This window comes from Edaphobacter paludis (assembly GCF_039993895.1).
In the GTDB taxonomy this organism is placed as follows: Bacteria; Acidobacteriota; Terriglobia; order Terriglobales; family Acidobacteriaceae; genus Edaphobacter; species Edaphobacter paludis.
The window spans coordinates 3,115,841-3,135,474 of sequence record NZ_CP121194.1 but is presented as its reverse complement, the minus strand read 5'-3'; the positions used below and the strand labels follow the sequence as shown (position 1 = coordinate 3,135,474).

Below are 19,634 nucleotides of genomic sequence, written 5' to 3'. Positions count from 1 at the left end.
GAACTTAGCAAGTAGCAGGTTGCGTTGTTGGCAGTGGCGACGGATGTTCTGGTGGTTAACCAGTGCCGTCGCCATTGCTTGCGTTTACGGGAGAGACGATCACATCTATGCCGGAAGGAAATGAGATACATCGCTGGGCGGAGCGCCATACGGCAGCGTTTGCCGGAAGGCCGGTCAAGGTCGATGGACCGCAGGGACGGTTTATGGATGCGGCGGTGATTAACGGCAGAAGGCTTGCGCGTGTGATGGCTGTTGGGAAGCATCTGGGATATGACTTTGGCAAGGACCGCATTCTGCATGTGCATCTGGGGTTGCAGGGGGATTTCACCGAAGGCTCAGGGCCGCTGTCCGCAGTGCGTGGAGCGCTGCGGTTGCGGATGTGGAATGCGGCTGCGGTGAAGAGGCCGGCTGAGCCGGGGGTGAGCAAGCGGCATAGCTGGTATTCGGAGGATGACGGCGCGGGGCATCTTGCTCCGGAAAAGATTGCGTGGGTTGAGCTGCGCGGGCCGATGGACTGCTCTGTGTACACGCAGGAGATGTGGGAGAGATTGCTGAATCGGCTGGGTCCCGATCCTCTGAATGGCGACGGGCCCGAGAAGGCGATTGCGAAGATCCGAAAGAGTAAGAAGCCGATTGGTGCTTTACTGATGGACCAGGCGGTGTCGGCTGGGATTGGAAATATCTATCGCGCGGAGCTGTTGTTTCGAGCAAAGCTGAATCCGTTCACCGCTGGAAATGTGGTGGAGGAGAAGCTCATCCGGTCGATATGGAAGGATGCAGGCGTATTGATGAAGGCGGGGATGGTCGACCGGCGGATCGTGACGACCAAGGCTTCGGACCGCCCTCAGCGCAAGGGCAAGGTGCTCAAGGAAGAGGCGCACTATGTGTATCGGCGGCAGGGCAGGCCGTGCTTTATCTGCGGAACGAAGATTTTGACGAAGGTAATGGCGGGACGGAACCTGTTCTGGTGTCCGACATGCCAGCCGATTGATAGGGAAGAGAAGTAATTAGATTTCGAGGTGCGGAGCACGCACACTGTTGCAGAATGGAAGAGACTATGGCGACGACACAGACGAAGGATTATTACGGCACGCTGGGCGTGAAAAAGACGGCCACGGCAGATGAGATTCGCAAGGCGTTCCGGAAGGCTGCGCGCAAGTATCATCCGGACGTGAACCCGGGCGACAAGAAGGCCGAGGAGAAGTTCAAGGAGATCTCCGAGGCCAATGATGTTTTGAGCGACGATAAGAAGCGCAAGATCTACGACCAGTTCGGGTTCTACTCGGACAATATCGATCCGGCGGCGGCGGAGGCTGCGGCGCGTGGCGGATATGGTGGCGGTTTTTCGGGCGCTCCTGGCGGGGGACGGGCCCGGTCTGGTGGGCGTGCGGGACAGGAGGTACCGTTTGATTTTGGAGGGTTCGATTTCTCGGACTTTCAGGGCGGCGCCCGCGGCGGGCAGCAGGAGTCGGGTGGCGGATTCGGCGGCAGCTTCAAGGACATCTTCGGCGGCATGTTCAGCGGCGGGCAGAAGGCGCAGCGCGGGCCTCAGCCGGGCACCGACCTCGAGTATCAGGTGAGCGTCGACTTCTGGACTGCGGTGCGCGGTGGGGTCACGCGGCTGGAGATTCAGCGGCAGGAGGTCTGCCCCACTTGCAAGGGCAAGTCGACGACGGGCGGAAGCATCGAATGCCCGGAGTGCAATGGCAGCGGGCAGGTGACGCAGATGGGCGGACGGATGAAGTTCAACATCCAGTGCCCTCGGTGTGGCGGGTCGGGGAAGGTGCAGAACTCTTGCCCGACGTGCGATGGCGCGGGGGTTGTACTGAAGCGTGAGCCGCTGGAGTTTCGCATCAAGGCCGGGACGCGGGATGGACAGAGGATTCGGCTGGCAGGCAAGGGCAATGCAGGGGTGCATGGCGGACCGCCGGGCGATCTGTTTTTGATTATCAAGGCAGGGACGCATCCGGTCTTCAGCCGGAGCGGCGACGATATTTATGTAACTGTTCCGGTCACGATGACGGAGGCCGCGCTCGGCGCGAAGATCGACGTGCCTACGATTGACGGGCGGACGCAGTTGAAGATTCCTCCGGGAACGCAGGCCGGACAGAAGCTGCGGTTGAGGGAGAAGGGTGTGCAGAGCGCCGCTCGTGAAGGCACCCGCGGAGATCAGATCGTCGAAGTGAAAGTTGTGGTTCCCAAGGTGCAGGATGAGCGGTCGAAGGAGATTTTGCGAGAGCTGGCGAAGCTGAATCCGGATGATCCCCGGGCAGCTTTGTTTGCTGGGGTATGAGCGTCAGCTTCTGTTGAAAGAAGGTAAGAGCGATGACGAAGACATTCAAAGCTGGTGACCATGTTGAATGGAATTCGGAGGCAGGCAGAGTCAGCGGCGTTATCAAGAAGAAGATCGTCACGGATGTGACGGTCGCCGGCTATGTGCATCATGCTTCGAAGGATGAGCCGCAATATATGATCGCGAGCGACAAGACCGATCATGTCGCCATTCACAAAGGAGCGGCGCTGCAGCATATCGGCGCGAAGGCTAAGTCTTCACCAGCGAAGCGTGGCAACAGTTAGGTTACGAGGATTAGACGATGGTTACGAAGCGGAAGAGTAAGGGCGCGTACATGATTTCGTCGGTGGCGGAGATGTATGAGATTCACCCTCAGACGCTGCGTCTGTATGAGCGCGAGGGCTTGCTGCGGCCTTCGCGGAGTGAGGGTAATACCCGGCTTTATACCGATGAGGATTTGGAGCGGCTGGAGTTCATCCTGAACCTGGCGCGGGATCTGGGCGTAAATATCGCCGGCATCGCGATTGTGTTGCAGATGCGCGAGCGTATGGAGGAGATGAACCGGCAGATGCAGGGGTTCGTCGACTACGTGCGGACGGAGATGCTGACCCGGATGCAGCAACAACAGAACCCGGGTGCGGGGCTGGTTCCAATGCGGCGTCCGATGGTGATGCCGACAAAGATCGTTTCGGTAAAGACGGTTTCGGTAAAGTCGGTCAAGGCGGGGAAGAAGAAGTAGTTGGGACTCGATCAGGGGTGCGATAAACTTGGAGACTGCGTATTAATCAGGTTTTTGCTCTGGGTTTTGCAAGGGTGAGATGAGTCTTCTGCTTCGTATCTTGTTTTGGGTCGCGCTCGGCGGCTCTGTGACATCCACGATCTATTGCCTGATGGTGATGGCGGCGGCGGCGCGTTTTGGTGTGCGCAAGCGACGGGAAGACGCTGCTGAGGCTACATTTCTGCCACCGTTGAGCGTGTTGAAGCCGCTGCATGGAACTGAGCCCGGGATGGAGCGGAATCTGGAGACGTTCTTCGAGCAGGACTATCCGGAGTTCGAGCTCTTGTTTTGCGCGCGGCACGAGACGGATGAAGGGCTACGGCTGGCGCGAAGGGTGGGCGAGCGGTATCCGCAAGTCAATGCGCGGTTTGTGACCTGTGGGGAGCCGCTGCCGAAGTTTCATAATGCAAAGGTTTATTCGCTTGCCAAGCTGAATTCTGTGGCGCAGCACGAGCTGTTTATCACCAGCGACGCGGATGTTCGGGTTACACCCGACTATCTCCGGCGGATGGTACAGAACTTGAAAGACCCGCATGTGGGGCTGGCCTCGTGCGTGTATCTGGGGACGGTGGATGGCGGCGCTTCGGCTGGGCTCTCGGCACAGTTGGATGCGGTGGGCAAGAGTGTGGAGATGACCTCGGGCGTGCTGGTGGCGGACATGCTGGAGGGCACGAAGTTCGCGCTGGGCGCGACGATGGCGGTGCGGAAGAAGTCATTTCAGGAGGCAGGCGGGTTTGAGGAACTAGGACAGTTCTATGCCGACGACTTTGTGCTCGGCAACCGGCTGGCGTCGCAGGGAACGGGTGTTCAGATGGCGACGCATGTGATCCGTCTGATGGTGCAGGACACGCCTTTCGGGCTGTCATTTCGCAACCAGTTACGGTGGATGCAGAGCACGCGGCGGTCGCGCCCGTGGGGGCACTTCGGCTCAGGATTGACGTTTGCGATGCCCTTTGGATTGCTGGGGCTGTTGTGGGGATTGTTGAGTGGCCACCCTTTGCTTGGGCTGGTCTGGCTTTCGTGGATGGTGGTGCAGCGATGGCTGCAGGCAGGGTCGATCCTGCGGGTGATGGGCGATCCCGACTGGGTACGCGGGACGATGCTTTATCCGCTGCGGGATTTGCTGGGGAGCGTGCTCTGGCTGGGAAGCTATGGGGGAGACCGGTTCTATTACCGGGGCAAGATTTATCGGCTGAAGCATGGGGGCAAGGTCGAAATTCCGGAGTAGCTCTTGGTTAAGAAAGATTGCTAAAGCCACGCGCTTTAGAACGAAGATTTAATCAGAAGTTAGTTAACTAATATTGCTACTGTCTGCTGCCGATAGCAGGAAGATGGAGAGATTAGTAGCGGATCTGAGGCCGGAAAGAGATCGGCGATGGAGCTGACGGAGCGGCGAAGGGACCCGCGCTATCTCTGTCTGGGACAGGTCAAGCTGATTCGATTGCCTGGAATCGTCTGGACCGGCCGCATTCTCGATCTGAGTCTGGGTGGATGCCTCATCGAGATACGATCGCTGGTCTATGTCTCGCGGGGATCGGTCGTTGAACTGACCGTTCAAACAAGGGGGACAGCTTTGCGAATGCTGGGCAAGGTCACGTTTGGCGGCAGGCTGCCGTCAGGGCGCATTGGGATATCGTTTACGAGGTTGAGCAGCGGGGGGCAGCGCCAGTTGACGGAGCTGATTGCGGAGATGGAGGCTCCTGTCGTCCGCAATCGTATGTCTTTGCTGCAGCGGCAGCGCGGGTCGAAAAGGGCTACCGATTTGTGAGGACGGTCTTGCCCCCGGCGGAAGCGAGAGTGTGGACGGGGCCGATGGGGGTCAGGTCGTGGATGCGGGCTTCGGGACTGTAGGTGAAGAGAAAGATGCGGCGGGGGCTGGCCCAGAGTTGGCGCAGGGATGATTCGGTCTCGAAGATGTGTGGCGCGTCGGGCCAGAAGCTGCCGTACCAGAGGCCGTTGACGCGGCCATTGATCAGATGGACCTGTTGCCCGGTGTAGAAGATGAGGGTCGAGCCTGAGGTGAGTTCGCCGTCGAGGATAACGAGGTCGTTGGGCTCGGGGTTGGTCTGACGCGCCTGGTCGATGGCTTCGGCGAGCCCCTTGGAACCGAGAATCGGATAGAAGCGGGCGAGACCAGTATGTGCGGCAAGCAGGGTGACGATCATGGCGGCGGCAAGGGTCAGATTCGCTGCGTAGGTGCGTCGGAAGCGACGCAAAAGGTAGCTGCCTGGGCCGATGGCAATCATGGCGAGGGCGACCGCTGTCAGCGGACCGCGGAAAAGGCCCATGGCGGCTCCTGTGAGGTCGAAGAGGTGGCCGAGGGAGAGGTTGTAGAACTGGGGGTTTGCCGCAAGCAGCGAGGCGATGTCCGTACCGGGGGGCGGATGGGGAGCGGTGAGGGCGAAGTATCCGCAGAGGGCGGCGAGGGCGCTGGCCCCGGGGACAAGAAAGCAGAGCGACCAGGAGAGGGCGCTGCCAGTTGCTCTGCTCGTTGCGCTGGCATCGGCGCGGGCGAGAAGACCGGCGGCCATCAGTGCCAGCGCCGGCAGGGCGGGCAATCCGTAATATTCCTGGCGGCTTGAGAGGGTGAAGAAGCCGAGGACCAGCAATGTCCAGAGGAGGAGGGACAGAGCGGCTTCGTGCTGGCGGGCGGTGGCGCTGATCTTGTGACGCAGGATGCGAGTGCAATCGGCGATAGCGCCGGGGAGAAAGGCTGCCCAGGGCATGATCCAGATGACGGTGAGCAGCCAGAAGAGCGGGATGGGCACCTGGCCGTAGTCGTGCGGGATGCGTCTGCCGAGGAAGCGGGCGATGTGTTCGTTATAGAGATAGAACCATGCCCAGCCTCCGGTAGCAGGCAGGCCGAGACCGGAAGGCAATGCGATAGGCGGAGTGCGGAGGGCTGCGAGAATGTGCCACGGGGCTGCGATGGCGAGAAAGACGGCGGTGCTGGAGAGTAGATGGAAGTGGCGGAGGAGACGAAGTTGTTTTGTGAAGACGAGGTAGAGGAGGACGAATGCTATCGGGAAGACTAATCCGATGAGGCCCTTGGTCAGGACGTTGAGGGCCATGACCGCGGCGAAGGCGATGCAGGGGAGAAGGGGAGATTGTATGTTTCCACGCTTCGCAAGAGACGCGAAGGATGGGGCGCCCAGACTATTGGGATGGGCCGAATGAATGCGGTCGAGGGCGATTAGGAAGAGATGTACGGCCAGCGTCATCCAAAGAGCGAGCAGGATGTCGGGGATGTAGAAGCGGGTGTAGAGATACGGGCCGATGCTGGTGGCCAGGGCCAGAGCGGCGTAGAACCCTCCGCGATCGGGATGGCTGATGGGGGAGATGCGGCTGAAGAGGCGGATGCCCAGCGCATAGACAGCGAGGAGCAGGAGAAGGACGCAGAAGGCCAGCGGGAGGCGCGCCGCCCAGTCGTGGACGCCGAAGAGGTGCATGGAGCTAGCGGCCATCCAGTACATGAGAGGCGGCTTGTCGAAGAAGCGGATGCCGTTGATGTAGGGCGTGACGAAGTCATGGCGGCGGAGCATCTCGCGGGCGATCTCGATGTAGATGGAGTCGACGTCGTCGAGCAGGCCGGGAGTAAAGAGGCCTCCGATCTGGAGGATGAGCCAGGCGATAACGATGATCGCGATGGAGAGGGGGCTCCAGCGGCGGCGCGGCGAGGGGACAGCGGTGATAGGCCCGGCTCGACGTGCTTCGGCAGACGCTGCATTTGGAAGGTGTGAGGGGAGTTGTTCGAGTTGAGAGGAGCGATTGCTCACGGCGTTAGATACAGTCCCGATTCAGAAGGTGGCTTGTCAAATGTTTTGTTGTAGTCATTGGTGTTTAGCGGTCGAGAGGACGGTCGGTGTAGAGGGCCTTGCCTGAGGTCTCCTGAAGCAGAATTTTGTTGGTGCCGAGCAGTTGGTCCACATCATCGCGCTTTTCGAGCGGGACGAAGAGGAGTTTCCGGTCGCCGGTGCCCCATACCTTAAGCAGATCGCCGCCGGTCAGAAAGATGGGCGGCGCGTCCGGGAAGGTCGAGCCGAAGAGCATGGAGGTGGAGCGTCCGTTTACCAGATCGACCTGACGGCCTAGGTAAAAGGGGATGGACGAGCCGTAGGCCTGGTCTCCATACATCAGCACGGTGTTGTCGCGGGAGATGGCACCGCTGGCTTCGAGGGTCTGGATCTTGTCGGCGATCTTTTTAGAGGAGAGCATCGGCGCGAAGCGGACAAATGCGATGTGTGCGGCGATGAGAAAGACGGCAGAGGTAAGCGCGAGGGCGGTGGTGGCTTCGAGATGGCGTCGTTTTGAGCGCAGCAGCCATGCGATGGCCGGGCCGAGGCAGAACGTGATTGCAGCGAGCCCGGCGGGCAGGCGCAGTGCGGCGAATGAGGCGTCGGTGAGATCAAAGAAGTGCGACATCGAGAGGGTGTAGTTGCCGACGTCGCGATGGGCGAGGACGTCACCAATGTCGGGAATGAAGGCGAGGTGGCGGGAACTCCAGAGGCCATACGCGAGGGTGATGGCGACGGCAAAGCCGATGAGCATGAAGGCGACGTGGGCAAAGATGATCCAGCCGCGGGAAGACTTGTCAGTGGTAAAGGTGTCTTCGGCGCGGGTCAGGGAGGCGGCGATGAGCATCAGGATGGCGAGATAGGCGGGGAAGGTGTAGTACTCCTGATTGGTCGAGAGGGAGAAGAAGATCAGCACCAGCGCCGCGTAGAGGCCCAGGACGAGTGTTGTGCGCTGAGCGAATGACCGGGGCGCGTGATCGAAGATGGGCAGCCTTGCGCGATGGCGTTTCCGGAAGTACGCCGCAGGTACAACGAAAGCAAGTACAAGCAGAACGGATTCCGTGGACCCTAGATGCAGCTTGATCTTCAAAAAAATCGCAATCCAGACGAGCACAAAGCTGGTGAGCACATCGCCCAGGTAGGTAGGGCGTCCCCTTCGGGGAAGCGCTTGGTTGCGGCGCAGGGCTCGGATGGCGGGGATGGCGGCGAGTGGAGCGAAGAGGCTCCAAGGAAAGAGCCAGACGATGTGGAGCGACCAGAAGAGGTAATCGGGGAGCTTGTTGTAGTCCTTGGGGAATCGCTTGCCGAGGAAGCGCAGGAAGTGTTCGTTGACGAAGTAGAACCAGAAGAAGCCGTGTCCGTTCATGCCGCCGGTGTTACGCAGCCCGGCGAGGATGTGCCAGGGAGCCGCGATGGCGAGGAAGAGGATTGTTCCGGTGAAGGGCTTCAGCGCGCGCCAGTTTTTGTATTCGCCGGTAAGGGCTAGGTAGACGACGGCTGTGCCGGCGAGAAAGACGATGGCTACCAGGCCCTTGGTGAGCACGGCCAGAGCGAGGGAGGCCCACATAACGTAGGCGTAGGTGCGGGGGGAGAAAGAAAATGCAGAGGTCTCTCTACTCCGCTTCGCTCCGGTCGAGATGACGTGCTTCTGGGGTGTTTCGATCGAGATGGCGTCTGCCTGGTTGCAATCCAGGCAACGGAGGAGGCAGTAGAGCGCGGTGCAAAGGAAGAGGGTTAACAGGACTTCGGGGATGTAGATGCGGGTAAAGAGGAAGACTCCGATGGAGGTGAGCACGCCGAGGCCGGTGTAGAAGGCCGTGCGATCGCCGAAGGCGCGGCGGGCCCAGTGGAAGCCGAGCAGGGCTAGCAACAAGACTGCGATGGCCTGAGGGAAGTGGGCGGCGAATGTATTGAAGCCGAAGATGCGGAAGCTGAGGGCGTCGAGCCAGTAGGGCAGCGGCGCCTTTTCAAGGTAGCGGATGCCGTTGACGTGCAATGTGACGAAGTCGCCGGTGAGGGCGATGTGACGGGCGGCGTTGGCATGGGTCGCGTCTGCGTCGTCGAGCAGCGGAGGCCTGAAGAGCGAGGCGAAGAAAATTATTAACCAGAGGCCGCACAGGATGGAGATCGCAGTGGAACGGCGAGGGGCACTGGCAGGTAGAACGGAGTGGCTGGCTAGTGATTCGGGAAGTGTGGGATTGGTCATGGAGTTTTGAGGCGCTTCTCTAAGCATAAATTGCCTGCGAGTAATCCCGGGCCTAAGGATCGAGCATGAGAGACATTGCGCGGGGATGTATCTTGCTTGTGTAGGGTGATTTTCGGGTTTGAGGTGTGTGAAAAGCGATGCCTACGTTTGCCGCGGTTGATATTGGTTCGAATTCGTGCAGGTTGAAGATTGCTTCGGTGCAGATGCACCGGCTGAAGACGTTGCATGAAGACCGTGAGATAACGCGGCTGGGGGAGAGCGTCTTTCAGACCGGCTCGATCTCTCCCGAGGCCATGGCGGGGACGATTCGCGCGCTGAAGCGGTTTTACAAGGCAGTGCAGCTTCATGCGGCGGACAAGGTTCGCGTGGTGGCGACCAGCGCGATGCGCGATGCGCGCAACGCCGATGCGTTTACGGAGTGGGTGAAGTCGGCGACGGGCTGGGACGTCGAGGTGATCTCGGGCCTCGAAGAGGGGCGGTTGATTCATCTGGGAGTGGTGACGCATGAGCCGGGCGCGAAGGGTAGATGCCTGCTGATCGACCTGGGCGGCGGAAGCTGCGAGGTCACGCTGTCCGATGGCGGACGAATTAAGTCGATGGTCAGCCTCTCTCTGGGCGCGGTGCGGTTGCAGCAGGAGTTCTTGCCTACCGATCCGCCTGTGAAGGAGGAGGTGGCGCGGCTGAAGCAGTATATCGACCGCGAACTGAAGCGCGGGGAGAAGAAGCTGGGGCAGCCGCGAGTGGGGCTGGTGATTGCGACTTCAGGAACTGCGGCGGCGCTGGCCGAGGCCAGTGTAGCCATGGCAAAGAAGCTGCCGGTGAGGAAGTCGGCTCCGAAGAAGTTTGTGCGTTTGAAGCCTAATGAGGCGACCACCGCGGATGTACGGACGCTGGCGGACAAGTTGCTGAAGATGAACAATGCTCAGCGTGCAGTGGTGCCGGGGATTGGGCCTCGGCGGTCGGAGATTATCATCGGCGGCGCTCTGGTGTATGCGAGCCTGCTGGAGCGGCTGGGATTAAAGGGATTTCGCTACTCCCCACTGGGGCTGCGGGACGGGATATTGGCTCAGATGCTGGCCGAGACCGATCTGCGGACCTCGGTACATCAGAAGATCGAGAGCGAGCGTTGGACGGGCGTGCTGGAGGTCTGCCGCAGGTATGGGGTTCAACTGAAGAATGTAGAGCCGGTGCGGGAGCATGTGGTTCAGCTCTTCGACTCAATGGCCCGTGTGCACGAGCTGCCTGAGGAGTACAAGCTTTGGCTTGAGTCGGCGGCGATGATGAATGACGTCGGCAAGTTCATGAACCATCAGGGGCACTACCGGCATACGCAGTACATCATTGCCAACTCCGAAATATTTGGATTTTCGCCGGAACAGCGGGCGATTGTAAGTGCGATTGCGCGCTATCTGGGCAAGACGCGTCCTGATGCGACGGACAGGCCGATGCGAACGATTCCTGTGGAAGAGCATGAGCATGTGCGGCGGGCGGTGGTGCTGCTGCGGCTCGCGGTCGCGCTGAATCAAGACCGGGCCAGCGCCGTCGTGCGGATGCGGGTGCACGTCTATCCGAAGCGGGTGCTGTTGGAGCTGGTTCCGGGACGCGGAGGAGCCGAGCTCGAGGCGTGGTCGCTGCGCAAAGAAGCGGATTACTTTCGCGAGGTCTTTCGGCGGGAACTCTTGGTCGAGGTAACGTAGAGAGCGCGGATAGTGCGCGGGTCGAGTAGCCACTGCAGCGTAGCCGTACCGCGAGCGAACGAGAGACGGGCGAGCGAGCCTTTACGCAGGCGCACCTGGGCAGGCCCATGGCTGGTGGCGGGAACCAGAAGCGATCCCAGAAAGTTGTTGATGTTAGGGTTATGCCCGACAACCAGGACGTTTTCGTGGTCGCGGCAGGTGTCCAGCAGGCGCTGGAAATCGTGCAGCGTGGCTTCGGGGGCAAGCGCATTAGATATCTGGATCGCGGATTCGTAACCGGTTTCGGTCCCTACGAGGGAGGCAGTCTGCAGGCTGCGCTTGAGATTGCTGGACACGATGAGATCGAACTGTATCTTCGACGCATTCAGTACATGCGCAAGCTGAAGGCAGTGGCGCTTGCCCTCCTTGTCGAGGGGGCGCTTAACGTCAAGCAGCGGATTGGCGCGTCGGGTTCCGGCGCTCGCATGGCGGAGGATAAAGAGATTCATGGGTCCTTGCGTTCACTGTCAGTTTACAAAATTTGGCAATGTCCAGTGCTCACAGCGGTGTGAATGATATAGCTAACGCGAGCGTGTAGGTGGTGGGGACGAGGGTGGCTTAGGAGGTTCGTGGTGAAACACCCCGGGATCGGGTTCGTCGAGCGAGGGGCTGGCGGGCTCGGGATTGGGGATGGGGTCCTCGGGCTCATGCGGACTTGGGTGAGGGGTCGGTGTGCTCATAAATATTGAGATGCGGGCCGGGGGAGGATGGCTATCCGTGCGCCTTGTTACGATTGCGGAATGGAGAACACACGGATGCAGGCGACGAATGACAAGAGCTTTCGCAGATTAGGCGCAACAGGCCCGAGAGTGTTTCCGCTCGCGCTGGGGTGCATGGGAATGTCGGGAATGTATGGGCAGGCCGATGAAGCGGAGAGCCTGCGCACAATCCATACGGCGATAGAGGCGGGTGTGACTCTGCTGGATACGGGCGATTTCTACGGCATGGGGCACAACGAATTGCTGGTAGGGCGGGCGCTGCGAGAGATGGGCTCTGCGGCTCGTGAAAAAGTGATGATCAGCGTCAAGTTCGGCGCACTGCGCGGGCCGGATGGATCGTGGCTGGGCTTCGATGGGCGCCCGGCGGCGGTGAAAAACTCTTTGGCGCATAGTCTTACTCGCCTGGGCGTCGACTACATCGATATCTATCGGCCCGCCCGCCTAGACGGGGGAGTGCCTATCGAGGAGACTGTTGGCGCGGTTGCAGAGATGGTGAGTGCGGGCTATGTCCGCCATGTCGCGCTGAGCGAGGTTGGAGTGGAGACGGCGCGACGGGCGAAGACTGTGACTCCCATATGCGATGTGCAGCTCGAATACGGGCTGGCGAGTCGCGGCATCGAGGGCCGGATTTTGCCTGGGCTGCGCGAAATGGGGATCGGCGTAACGGCGTATGGCGTGCTCTCGCGTGGGTTGCTCAGCGGTTCGGTGCCACAGGCTAAGGGGGATTTTCGCGCTCGTCTGCCGCGATTCACTGGAGAGAATCTGGCGAAAAATCAGGCATTGGCGACGGCGCTGAAGGAATTGGCTGCGGCCCGCAACCTGACGGCGGTCCAGATGGCAATTGCCTGGGTATTGGCCAAGGGTGAGGACATCGTTCCGCTGATTGGCTCGCGCACGCAGGCACAAATTAACGAGGCACTGGGTGCGCTCGATGTGCGGCTATCGAAGGAGGAAATTTCGAAGCTGGAGATCGCGGTACCGGCGTCTGAGATTGCAGGCACCCGGTACGATTCGCACCAGATGGCAATGTTGGATAGCGAGAAGTAGGTAGGAGGCTAGGTTAGAACTCGCTATCCACGATGCGGTCACGCTCAACGTCTTCTTCGCGATCTATTGCGGACTCAGTCTGGATGCGGTTAACGGTTGTTGGTTCCGCAGCAGCATGTTCTCCTGTGGCGGCAATATCGACCGCCCCTGTTGCTTTTAGGCCATCTTTGGCAGCAGTGATCTGCTCAGGGGTATCACAGTGGACGGAGAGCAGCGTACCGCCATTTTTGACGTGGCCTTCGTAGCGTTTGGCCTCGTACTCGGGAATGCCCATGCCTACGAGCGCTCCGGTAATTCCTCCGACAGCTCCGCCTACGCCCAGACCGGTGAGCGCGCCAATGATTGGACCAGCGGCGATCAGCGGACCGATGCCGGGAATGGCGAGAGCACCTAGACCGGCAAGCAGCCCAAGCGTTCCGCCAATAACGCCTCCGACGGTGACGCCGGTCGCCGTTCCCTCGGGCGCCTTGGTGTTCTTTTCGTGGGCGAAGTCGCGGGTGCTTTTATCATCCTGCAGCAGGATCGAGATGGCGGAGTTGGTGAAGCCGAGGGTAAGGAGATGATCGACAGCGCTCTCAGCCAACTCTGGCGTGCGATAAATCCCGAAGACTGCAATATTCTTGCTGGACATGAATGTGACCTCCGCCTGCTCTTGACCGGCCGCTTGATCGCTGCGGTCACTGGTTCTGATGGGCAAGTGGAGTGAGGAGTTGTACCTTGGCGATCAGCCGAAGTAAAGCCACACGCCGGCTCAGCTACTGTGCGGAGCCGGCGTGTTGTGTAAGCCGAGGCCAGGGAGCTACCGCAGGTGTTGCCAGGCATCGTAGGTGAAGAGACCGACGATGGCGATGGTCATGAGAGCTGCGGCATAGCCGAAGAGGTTGACCATAGGTCTGATCTTATTGACCTTACGGATGATTTCAGTTTGCTCGTCCTGCTCGATGGAATGAGCGTCGTTGAGAAAGAGCTGGTCCTCCTCATAACGGGTTAGCTGGCCGCGATAGGCGAGCAACGCCAGGAAGCAGGCTGCGACGGCAGCCCAGACGATGAGCAAAATAGGTAGGTAGCTCATAACGTATTTCCTCCGCCCTTTGAGAAGGGGTCCTGTTGTTGGAAGCTTTGCGTTACGAGGCGGGTCCGGTTGGGGGCTCGGAGGGTAGCACTGGGGCTTCCGAGGAGATCATACGCCTGAATGTGCGAAAGGATGCAATCTTTTTCGCAGCGAAAAAGGCAGCAATTTAGCGATGAAAAGCCAGATGGAGAACCACCGCGGCAACCGTCGCAACCAGTACAACAACCAGCATCAGCATGGTAGCGATGAACCACGCCGCACGCGTGGCATTCTTCGGCGTCGGCTGGGTGATTCCGAAGGTGTTGATGAATGCATTGGAGAGAAAATGCAGGGGGCGCATGATGATTGGATGTTAGACGATAGGCGATCGAAGCAGTATTTGTGCATCCGGAGGGTTTGAGGTGCATCTTATTGGCAAGCCGTCTGCTATGGCGATGAGCGAGTTTTGTGGAGTAGACTAGTAGATAAGGAGATTTACCCGATGTCCACTGCAACCGTTACCCCTTCCGCTGAAGTCGTTACTGGCGCGCCCGCCTCAAACGCGCCGGTGAATCTGACCCCTTCCGCTATTGCCAAGGTGAAGGAGATTATGGCGACCCAGGATCCCGTTCCAGCTGGTCTGCGGATCGGCGTCGTCGGCGGCGGATGTTCCGGCTTTCAATACTCCATGTCGTTCGAGAACCAGAGCGGCATGATGGATAAGGTCTACAAGTTCGACGATCTAAAGGTATTTGTCGACGCTACCTCGGCGGCCTACCTGAATAACTGCCAGGTGGACTATGTCGAGACCTTAGAGGCGGCCGGCTTCAAATTTGAGAATGCCGCAGTGAAGAGCACCTGCGGATGCGGATCTTCTTTCAGCGTTTAGTTTGAGATTGTTGGTGGACGCATGGCCCCGGCTTCGGCTGGGGCTTTTTGCTGCCCCACAGGCACCTTTATTTGCAACGCCCGTAGCAGAAATTCGGTCAGGAACCTGGTGTCGTCTTCGGTCGAGCGGCCTTCGGTATAGATTCGGCGCTCGCTGGTGCCGCGGATGGCATCCATCATGGCCCAGGCCGCGCCAACGAAGTCCTGCTCGGGTATCTCACCGGCCTTTGCTCCTTCGTCGAAGATCGCTTGCAGATAGAGCACCGTCTCCCTTTGCCATGCGATGCTGCGTTTGCGGTGCTGACCCTCGCGGCTGAGACTGAGAATGACGCGGTAGAACGATTGCTGCTCGTCCCAGAAGGCGACGCGGACGCGAATGAAGGCTGCAACCTTTCCAGCTAAGGTGGGCTCTTTGCGTACCTGTCCTTCGGTGAGGGTGGCCAGTTCGGAGAGCGCCTGGCGCACAGTTGCCAGGTAGATGGCGTCTTTGGAGTCGAAGTAGAGATAGAGAGTTCCCTTGGCCAGCCGGGCGGCCTTTGCGATCTCCTCCATGCGGGTGGCCTCGAAGCCCTTGTTGCCAAAGACCTTGGTCGCCGCAGCGAGGATCTCCGAACGGCGGAACTCCGCGACGATCTTTTGTTTACGGTCTACTACGGCTCGTTGCATGGGGGGCTCTCTGAAGTTCTTCACAAGCATAAACGTGCATCGTAATGACCCATCGGTCATCTAACATGACCATAGGGTCATTATGCCAGCCATTCTTGAGCTTGAGGAAGAAGAACTTGTCGAAGCCGACGCGTCACTCGCGGAGATAGCCGCGCCGTTCGACAACGAGCGCCTTCCTGAGCCTAAAGTCTTCAATCCCTGGATCATTGCGCTGGTGGTCACCATCGGCACATTTATGGAAGTGCTCGACACCTCGATTGCCAACGTTGCGCTGCCGCATATCTCTGGCAGTCTGTCGGCGTCACAGGACGAGGGCGCGTGGGTGCTCACCAGCTATCTCGTCGCCAATGCAATCGTGCTGCCGATCAGCGGCTGGATCTCGTCGGTCTTCGGCCGCAAGAATTTTTACCTTGTCTCTGTCTTCTTCTTCACAGTCTTTTCCGCTGCCTGCGGTATGGCGCCTACACTTGGGGTGCTGATTCTCTTCCGCGTTGCGCAGGGACTTGCGGGCGGCGGTTTGCAGCCCTCGGTGCAGGCGATTCTGGCGGATACTTTTTCGATCGAGAAGCGTGGAATGGCCATGGCGCTCTACACCGTCGCTATACTGGTCGCGCCGGTGCTTGGGCCTACCCTGGGCGGCTGGATCACGGATAACTACTCCTGGCGCTGGATCTTCTACATCAATATTCCTGTGGGCATCCTCTGCGTCTTTCTTACGCGCATCGTGCTTGAAGACCCTCCGCATATGAAGGAGATGAAGGCGAAGGCGCGAAAGCTCTCGGTCGACTGGGGTGGCCTGGGCTTTATCTCGATCGGTCTGGCTACGCTCGAGATTGTGCTGGACAAGGGACAGGAGTTGGATTGGTTTGGTTCGTCTTTTATCGTCTTCTTCGCCAGTATCTCGGTGATTGCGCTGGCCAGCGCAGTGATCTGGGAGCTGAAGCGCAAGAATCCAATCGTCAACCTGCGGCTCCTCAAGGAGCGGAACTTCTTGTTCTGCTGCCTGATCATCCTTGGGCTCTACGCTGTACTTTATGCCACGACGTATTTGCTTCCTGTATTTATGCAGCAGTTGATGGGGTACACGGCGACTACGTCGGGCCTTGTTCTTTCTCCGGCTGGCATCTTCACCATGATCGAGGTGCCGTTTGTCGGCTACATTCTCACCAAGGGGTATGACCCGAGGAAGATGATCTTCGCCGGAATGATGCTGATCGCGTCGTCCTGCTGGTGGATGGGATCGCTCAATCTCGAGATGGCAGAGATGAATATGATTGTGCCGCGTATTGTGCAGGTGCTCGGTCTTGGATTGATTACCGTTCCTGTCAGCACTATCGTCTTCCGCTTCATCCCGAAGACCGAAAGTTCGCAGGCCGCGGGGCTTTATGCGCTGGTGCGAAATGAGGGCGGTAGCCTCGGCATCGCGCTGGTCAGCACCATGCTGCAACGCAGGACGCAGGTGTTTCAACAGGTGCTCGGCCAGCATGTTACTGCCTCGAACGCGATGGTGCAGCAGGCAGTGGGGCAGATGGCTGCCGGTCCCGGCAACGCTGCAGACAATCACTACGTTGCGCTAGCCCAGCTTTATGCAGCCATGCAGCGTCAGGCTTCGCTGCTGGCCTATATGGACCAGTTCAAGATGCTCTGCGGCATAATGCTGTGCATGGTCCCGCTGGTCTTCTTCCTGAAGCGCCCGCCCGCGCAGAAGCATATCGAGCTGGAAGCACATTAGTTGGCATACAAATTCTGACTGTAGCGAGTTGGGGCAGCAGAGAGTCTAAGATGGACGGAGTCCTGTTTTGGGGCTTTGTCTATCTATGAACGAGTTCGTAATTAAGCTGGCGGATGAGCGGGGCCGGGTACAGGAGCAGACCCATGCGGCGGCGACGGCGGAGGAGCTGCGGGCGCGGTTTACGCAGGCGGGATATTACGTCTACTCGGTGAAGGCGCGGGGGGCGCTGGGGGGATCGAGCAAGAAGAAAGTAAACCTGGAGACGTTTCTGATATTCAACCAGCAGTTTTTGACGCTGATTCGAGCGGGTTTGCCGATTCTGGGGTCGCTGGAACTGCTGGCGCGGCGGCAGAAGGAGGCGCACTTCAGAGCGCAGCTGGAGGATGTCGCGGCGCGGGTGAAGACAGGAGAGTCGATCTCGCAGGCGTTCGAGGCGCAGGGAGGCTTTCCCATTGTGTATACGACGACGCTGCTGGCGGGCGAACGGTCGGGAAATCTTGAGGAGGTTTTGCAGCGGTTTCTGGACTTTCAGCGGGTGTCGCTGACGTTCCGCAAGAAGCTGAAGGCGAGCCTAATCTATCCAGCGCTGCTGGTCGTGATGGTGGTGGGGCTGCTGATATTTCTCATTACGTTTGTAGTGCCGCGGTTTGCGCAGCTCTATGACCAGTTGGGGACGCATCTGCCGTGGCTGACGATGTTTATGTTGCAGTTGGGCCAGTATGCGCAGCACTATGGGATTTATGCGGTGATTGTTGTGGCGGTGCTGGCTTTTCTGGTGTCGCGATGGATCAAGACCGACTCTGGAGCCTCGACGGTCGACCGGATCCGGATTGGGCTGCCGGTATTTGGAAATGTGTGGCTGAAGTATCAGGTGGGGCTGTTCAGCCGAACGCTTTCGACGCTGTTGACGGGCGGCCTGCCGCTCGTTCCCAGTCTGGAGACGGCGGCTCGTTCGATCGATTCGAGACAGATTGCGAATGCGGTCTACCGGTCCGTCGAGACGGTGCGCGAGGGCAAGGGCCTATCGGCCAGCTTGGAATCCACCAAGGTCTTTCCCGAGCTGGCGATTGAGATGGTCGAGGTGGGCGAGTCGACCGGCGCCCTGCCGCAGATGTTGAACTCGGTAGCCGAGTTTTTTGAAGAGGACGTGCAGACCAACCTGACAGCGGCGATGAGCCTGATCGAACCGGCGATTTTGATCGTGATGGGCATCGTGGTGACGGGGATTCTGATTGCGCTTTATCTGCCGATCTTCAGTTTGAGCGCGGGTGGGATGAGCCGGTAAGGGCGTGCACGTCTTATCATTCCCCTGACGGTGTCTTCGTCTGAAAGAAGGCCATGATGAGCCCAGTGTCCGCCCAATCGATAGAGACAGGTAGCGCAGAAAAAAGCAGTTATCCTTACTGGCTGAGAATCGGTTTCTGGGCCTGTATTGTCATTGCGATTGCTGTGGTGTTGCGGCGGGTGGTTGCGCTTGCGCATCCGCAGCAGTCAGGTCCGCCACAACTGACTGCGCTGGACGCGGTGTTTGGGTCTCATGCCGGGCTGACACTTGCCCATATTCTTCCAGCGATGGCATTTGTTGTGTTGACTCCGGTTATCCTCTTGCGTTGGTCAAAGGCGGCATGGCTGGAACAGCTGCTTTTTTTATTGGGAGTGGTGGTAGGCATTACTGCCTATGGCATGAGTGCCTATGCCGTTGGAGGATGGGTGGAACGCTCGGCCGTGCTTTTCTTCAACAGCTTATTTCTGTTTTCGCTCCTACGCGCCTATTGGTATAGGCGTCAGGGAGCACTCGTTCCGGAGAGGCGGTGGTTGATACGCGCGATTGGGATATTGCTTGGCATTGCTACAACTCGTCCTGTCATGGGAGTGTTTTTCGCCACCAGCCGACTGACGCATCTTGAGCCGAGACAGTTTTTCGGTATTGCCTTCTGGATTGGTTTTTCGATCAATATGATTGCAGTTGAACTCTGGCTGCGCTCCAAAAACGATCAGATGCACAGTGCGCGGATGGCATTTGGGCCAAAGGCGTAATTCCTGGGATACGGTTTCGCTAGACTGGATTGGCGAATGCACGGTGGCGGCCGAGCGAGAACATGAGCCGCGAGATGCCGCTGAATATCATGCTGATGCCGACCAGAGTTCCGATGGCCCAGATGGTACTGAACGGCCATGTCTGCCAGATCATAACGGCGACGATGATGGTGACGATTCCTTCGAAGATCATCCAGAGGCGGCCACTGCGGGCGATCTGGAACGATAGGATGATCTCAAAGATTCCTTCGATACAGAGGTAGACAGCCAGAAGGAGCGTCAGCGACAGCAGCCCGGCCAGAGGATGCAGGATCAGGTAGCCCCCGGCGAAGACGTAGACGAAGCCGACAAGCACCTCCCACAGCACAGCGCCGGCGGAGTGCGATTTCCAGGCAAAGACGAAGTGCGCGAGGCCGCTTACGATCAGCAGCCAGCCGATGTACACGGTGACGCCCAGGCCCATGATGGGCGGAAGCAGAATGGCGATAAGCCCCGCCAAGATGAAGAAGAGGCTGAGCGCAACGGACCAGCTGATGGATTTGCGGGGAGTCGGGGAATAATCTGTGGACGCAACGTTCATGGAGAATCCTCCAGAAGCGGTATTCCGTAGCCCGATGTCAGGGAGGAGAATATCACGAAGGGATACCTTCCTAGATAATGGAGCTACGGCTGAATTTCCGGCTTGGA

At 59.1% G+C, this 19,634-nt stretch carries 20 protein-coding genes; 12 read left to right on the top strand and 8 right to left on the bottom strand.

Annotated elements, in window-relative coordinates; genetic code table 11:
* The first annotated feature begins 107 nt into the window (after positions 1–107).
* The 6 genes from P4G45_RS13030 (at position 108) to P4G45_RS13005 (ending at position 4,839) form a co-directional block, all read left to right on the top strand.
* Positions 108–1,007: a zinc finger domain-containing protein gene (locus P4G45_RS13030; RefSeq protein WP_348266913.1), complete on the top strand. Its 900-nt coding sequence runs from the start codon at positions 108–110 to the stop codon at positions 1,005–1,007.
* A 50-nt stretch (positions 1,008–1,057) separates the two neighbouring features.
* Entirely contained in the window at positions 1,058–2,293 is a 1,236-nt protein-coding gene (locus P4G45_RS13025; protein ID WP_348266912.1) for a J domain-containing protein, read from the top strand.
* Between the two features lie 32 nt (positions 2,294–2,325).
* Positions 2,326–2,577, top strand: a complete 252-nt coding sequence (locus tag P4G45_RS13020) for a DUF2945 domain-containing protein (protein ID WP_348266911.1) — start codon at positions 2,326–2,328, stop codon at positions 2,575–2,577.
* Positions 2,578–2,594: 17 nt separating this feature from the next.
* Positions 2,595–3,032 (top strand): helix-turn-helix transcriptional regulator, encoded by a 438-nt coding sequence (locus P4G45_RS13015; RefSeq protein ID WP_348266910.1) that lies wholly within the window; start codon positions 2,595–2,597, stop codon positions 3,030–3,032.
* A 79-nt stretch (positions 3,033–3,111) separates the two neighbouring features.
* Positions 3,112–4,299, top strand: coding sequence for a glycosyltransferase (locus P4G45_RS13010; protein WP_348266909.1), 1,188 nt, complete (start codon positions 3,112–3,114; stop codon positions 4,297–4,299).
* 147 nt (positions 4,300–4,446) lie between these two features.
* A complete protein-coding gene (locus P4G45_RS13005; RefSeq protein ID WP_348266908.1) occupies positions 4,447–4,839 on the top strand; it encodes a PilZ domain-containing protein in 393 nt (130 codons plus the stop codon).
* On the opposite strand, the gene P4G45_RS13000 is transcribed toward P4G45_RS13005, so the two are convergent.
* On the bottom strand, positions 4,826–6,847 hold the full coding sequence (locus P4G45_RS13000) for a glycosyltransferase family 39 protein (RefSeq protein WP_348266907.1): 2,022 nt from the start codon (positions 6,845–6,847) through the stop codon (positions 4,826–4,828). The two genes, P4G45_RS13005 and P4G45_RS13000, sit on opposite strands and share 14 nt — an antisense overlap.
* A 64-nt stretch (positions 6,848–6,911) precedes the next feature.
* A complete protein-coding gene (locus P4G45_RS12995; protein ID WP_348266906.1) occupies positions 6,912–9,071 on the bottom strand; it encodes a glycosyltransferase family 39 protein in 2,160 nt (719 codons plus the stop codon).
* 137 nt (positions 9,072–9,208) lie between these two features.
* Between P4G45_RS12995 and P4G45_RS12990 the strand changes: the two genes are divergently transcribed.
* The gene (locus P4G45_RS12990; protein ID WP_348266905.1) at positions 9,209–10,768 is read left to right on the top strand and encodes a Ppx/GppA phosphatase family protein; all 1,560 of its coding nucleotides are present in this window, start codon (positions 9,209–9,211) and stop codon (positions 10,766–10,768) included.
* On the opposite strand, the gene P4G45_RS12985 is transcribed toward P4G45_RS12990, so the two are convergent.
* Positions 10,720–11,256, bottom strand: coding sequence for a histidine phosphatase family protein (locus tag P4G45_RS12985; protein ID WP_348266904.1), 537 nt, complete (start codon positions 11,254–11,256; stop codon positions 10,720–10,722). The genes P4G45_RS12990 and P4G45_RS12985 overlap by 49 nt on opposite strands.
* Before the next feature lie 306 nt (positions 11,257–11,562).
* Between P4G45_RS12985 and P4G45_RS12980 the strand changes: the two genes are divergently transcribed.
* Positions 11,563–12,573 carry an aldo/keto reductase gene (locus tag P4G45_RS12980; protein ID WP_348266903.1) on the top strand — a complete coding sequence of 337 codons (1,011 nt, stop codon included), beginning with the start codon at positions 11,563–11,565 and terminating at the stop codon, positions 12,571–12,573.
* Between the two features lie 13 nt (positions 12,574–12,586).
* On the opposite strand, the gene P4G45_RS12975 is transcribed toward P4G45_RS12980, so the two are convergent.
* The 3 genes from P4G45_RS12975 to P4G45_RS12965 form a co-directional block, all read right to left on the bottom strand.
* Positions 12,587–13,204: a DUF3341 domain-containing protein gene (locus P4G45_RS12975; protein ID WP_348266902.1), complete on the bottom strand. Its 618-nt coding sequence runs from the start codon at positions 13,202–13,204 to the stop codon at positions 12,587–12,589.
* 168 nt (positions 13,205–13,372) lie between these two features.
* A complete protein-coding gene (locus tag P4G45_RS12970) occupies positions 13,373–13,645 on the bottom strand; it encodes a hypothetical protein (protein ID WP_348266901.1) in 273 nt (90 codons plus the stop codon).
* A gap of 166 nt (positions 13,646–13,811) precedes the next feature.
* A complete protein-coding gene (locus P4G45_RS12965; RefSeq protein ID WP_348266900.1) occupies positions 13,812–13,985 on the bottom strand; it encodes a hypothetical protein in 174 nt (57 codons plus the stop codon).
* A 141-nt stretch (positions 13,986–14,126) separates the two neighbouring features.
* Here P4G45_RS12965 and P4G45_RS12960 point away from each other — a divergent pair, with 141 nt between their 5' ends.
* Positions 14,127–14,513 carry an iron-sulfur cluster assembly accessory protein gene (locus P4G45_RS12960; protein ID WP_348266899.1) on the top strand — a complete coding sequence of 129 codons (387 nt, stop codon included), beginning with the start codon at positions 14,127–14,129 and terminating at the stop codon, positions 14,511–14,513.
* Here P4G45_RS12960 and P4G45_RS12955 read toward each other — a convergent pair.
* On the bottom strand, positions 14,510–15,178 hold the full coding sequence (locus P4G45_RS12955; RefSeq protein ID WP_348266898.1) for a TetR/AcrR family transcriptional regulator: 669 nt from the start codon (positions 15,176–15,178) through the stop codon (positions 14,510–14,512). The two genes, P4G45_RS12960 and P4G45_RS12955, sit on opposite strands and share 4 nt — an antisense overlap.
* Before the next feature lie 82 nt (positions 15,179–15,260).
* Here P4G45_RS12955 and P4G45_RS12950 point away from each other — a divergent pair, with 82 nt between their 5' ends.
* From P4G45_RS12950 to P4G45_RS12940, 3 genes are all read left to right on the top strand, one after another.
* Entirely contained in the window at positions 15,261–16,910 is a 1,650-nt protein-coding gene (locus P4G45_RS12950) for a DHA2 family efflux MFS transporter permease subunit (RefSeq protein WP_348266897.1), read from the top strand.
* Between the two features lie 85 nt (positions 16,911–16,995).
* Complete coding sequence (locus tag P4G45_RS12945) at positions 16,996–18,195, top strand: type II secretion system F family protein (protein ID WP_348266896.1); 1,200 nt, start codon at positions 16,996–16,998, stop codon at positions 18,193–18,195.
* 53 nt (positions 18,196–18,248) lie between these two features.
* The gene (locus tag P4G45_RS12940) at positions 18,249–18,947 is read left to right on the top strand and encodes a DUF2306 domain-containing protein (RefSeq protein ID WP_348266895.1); all 699 of its coding nucleotides are present in this window, start codon (positions 18,249–18,251) and stop codon (positions 18,945–18,947) included.
* A gap of 19 nt (positions 18,948–18,966) precedes the next feature.
* Here the strand turns inward: P4G45_RS12940 and P4G45_RS12935 are convergent, their stop codons facing one another.
* Positions 18,967–19,527 (bottom strand): DUF308 domain-containing protein, encoded by a 561-nt coding sequence (locus P4G45_RS12935; RefSeq protein WP_348266894.1) that lies wholly within the window; start codon positions 19,525–19,527, stop codon positions 18,967–18,969.
* Positions 19,528–19,634 lie beyond the last annotated feature (107 nt).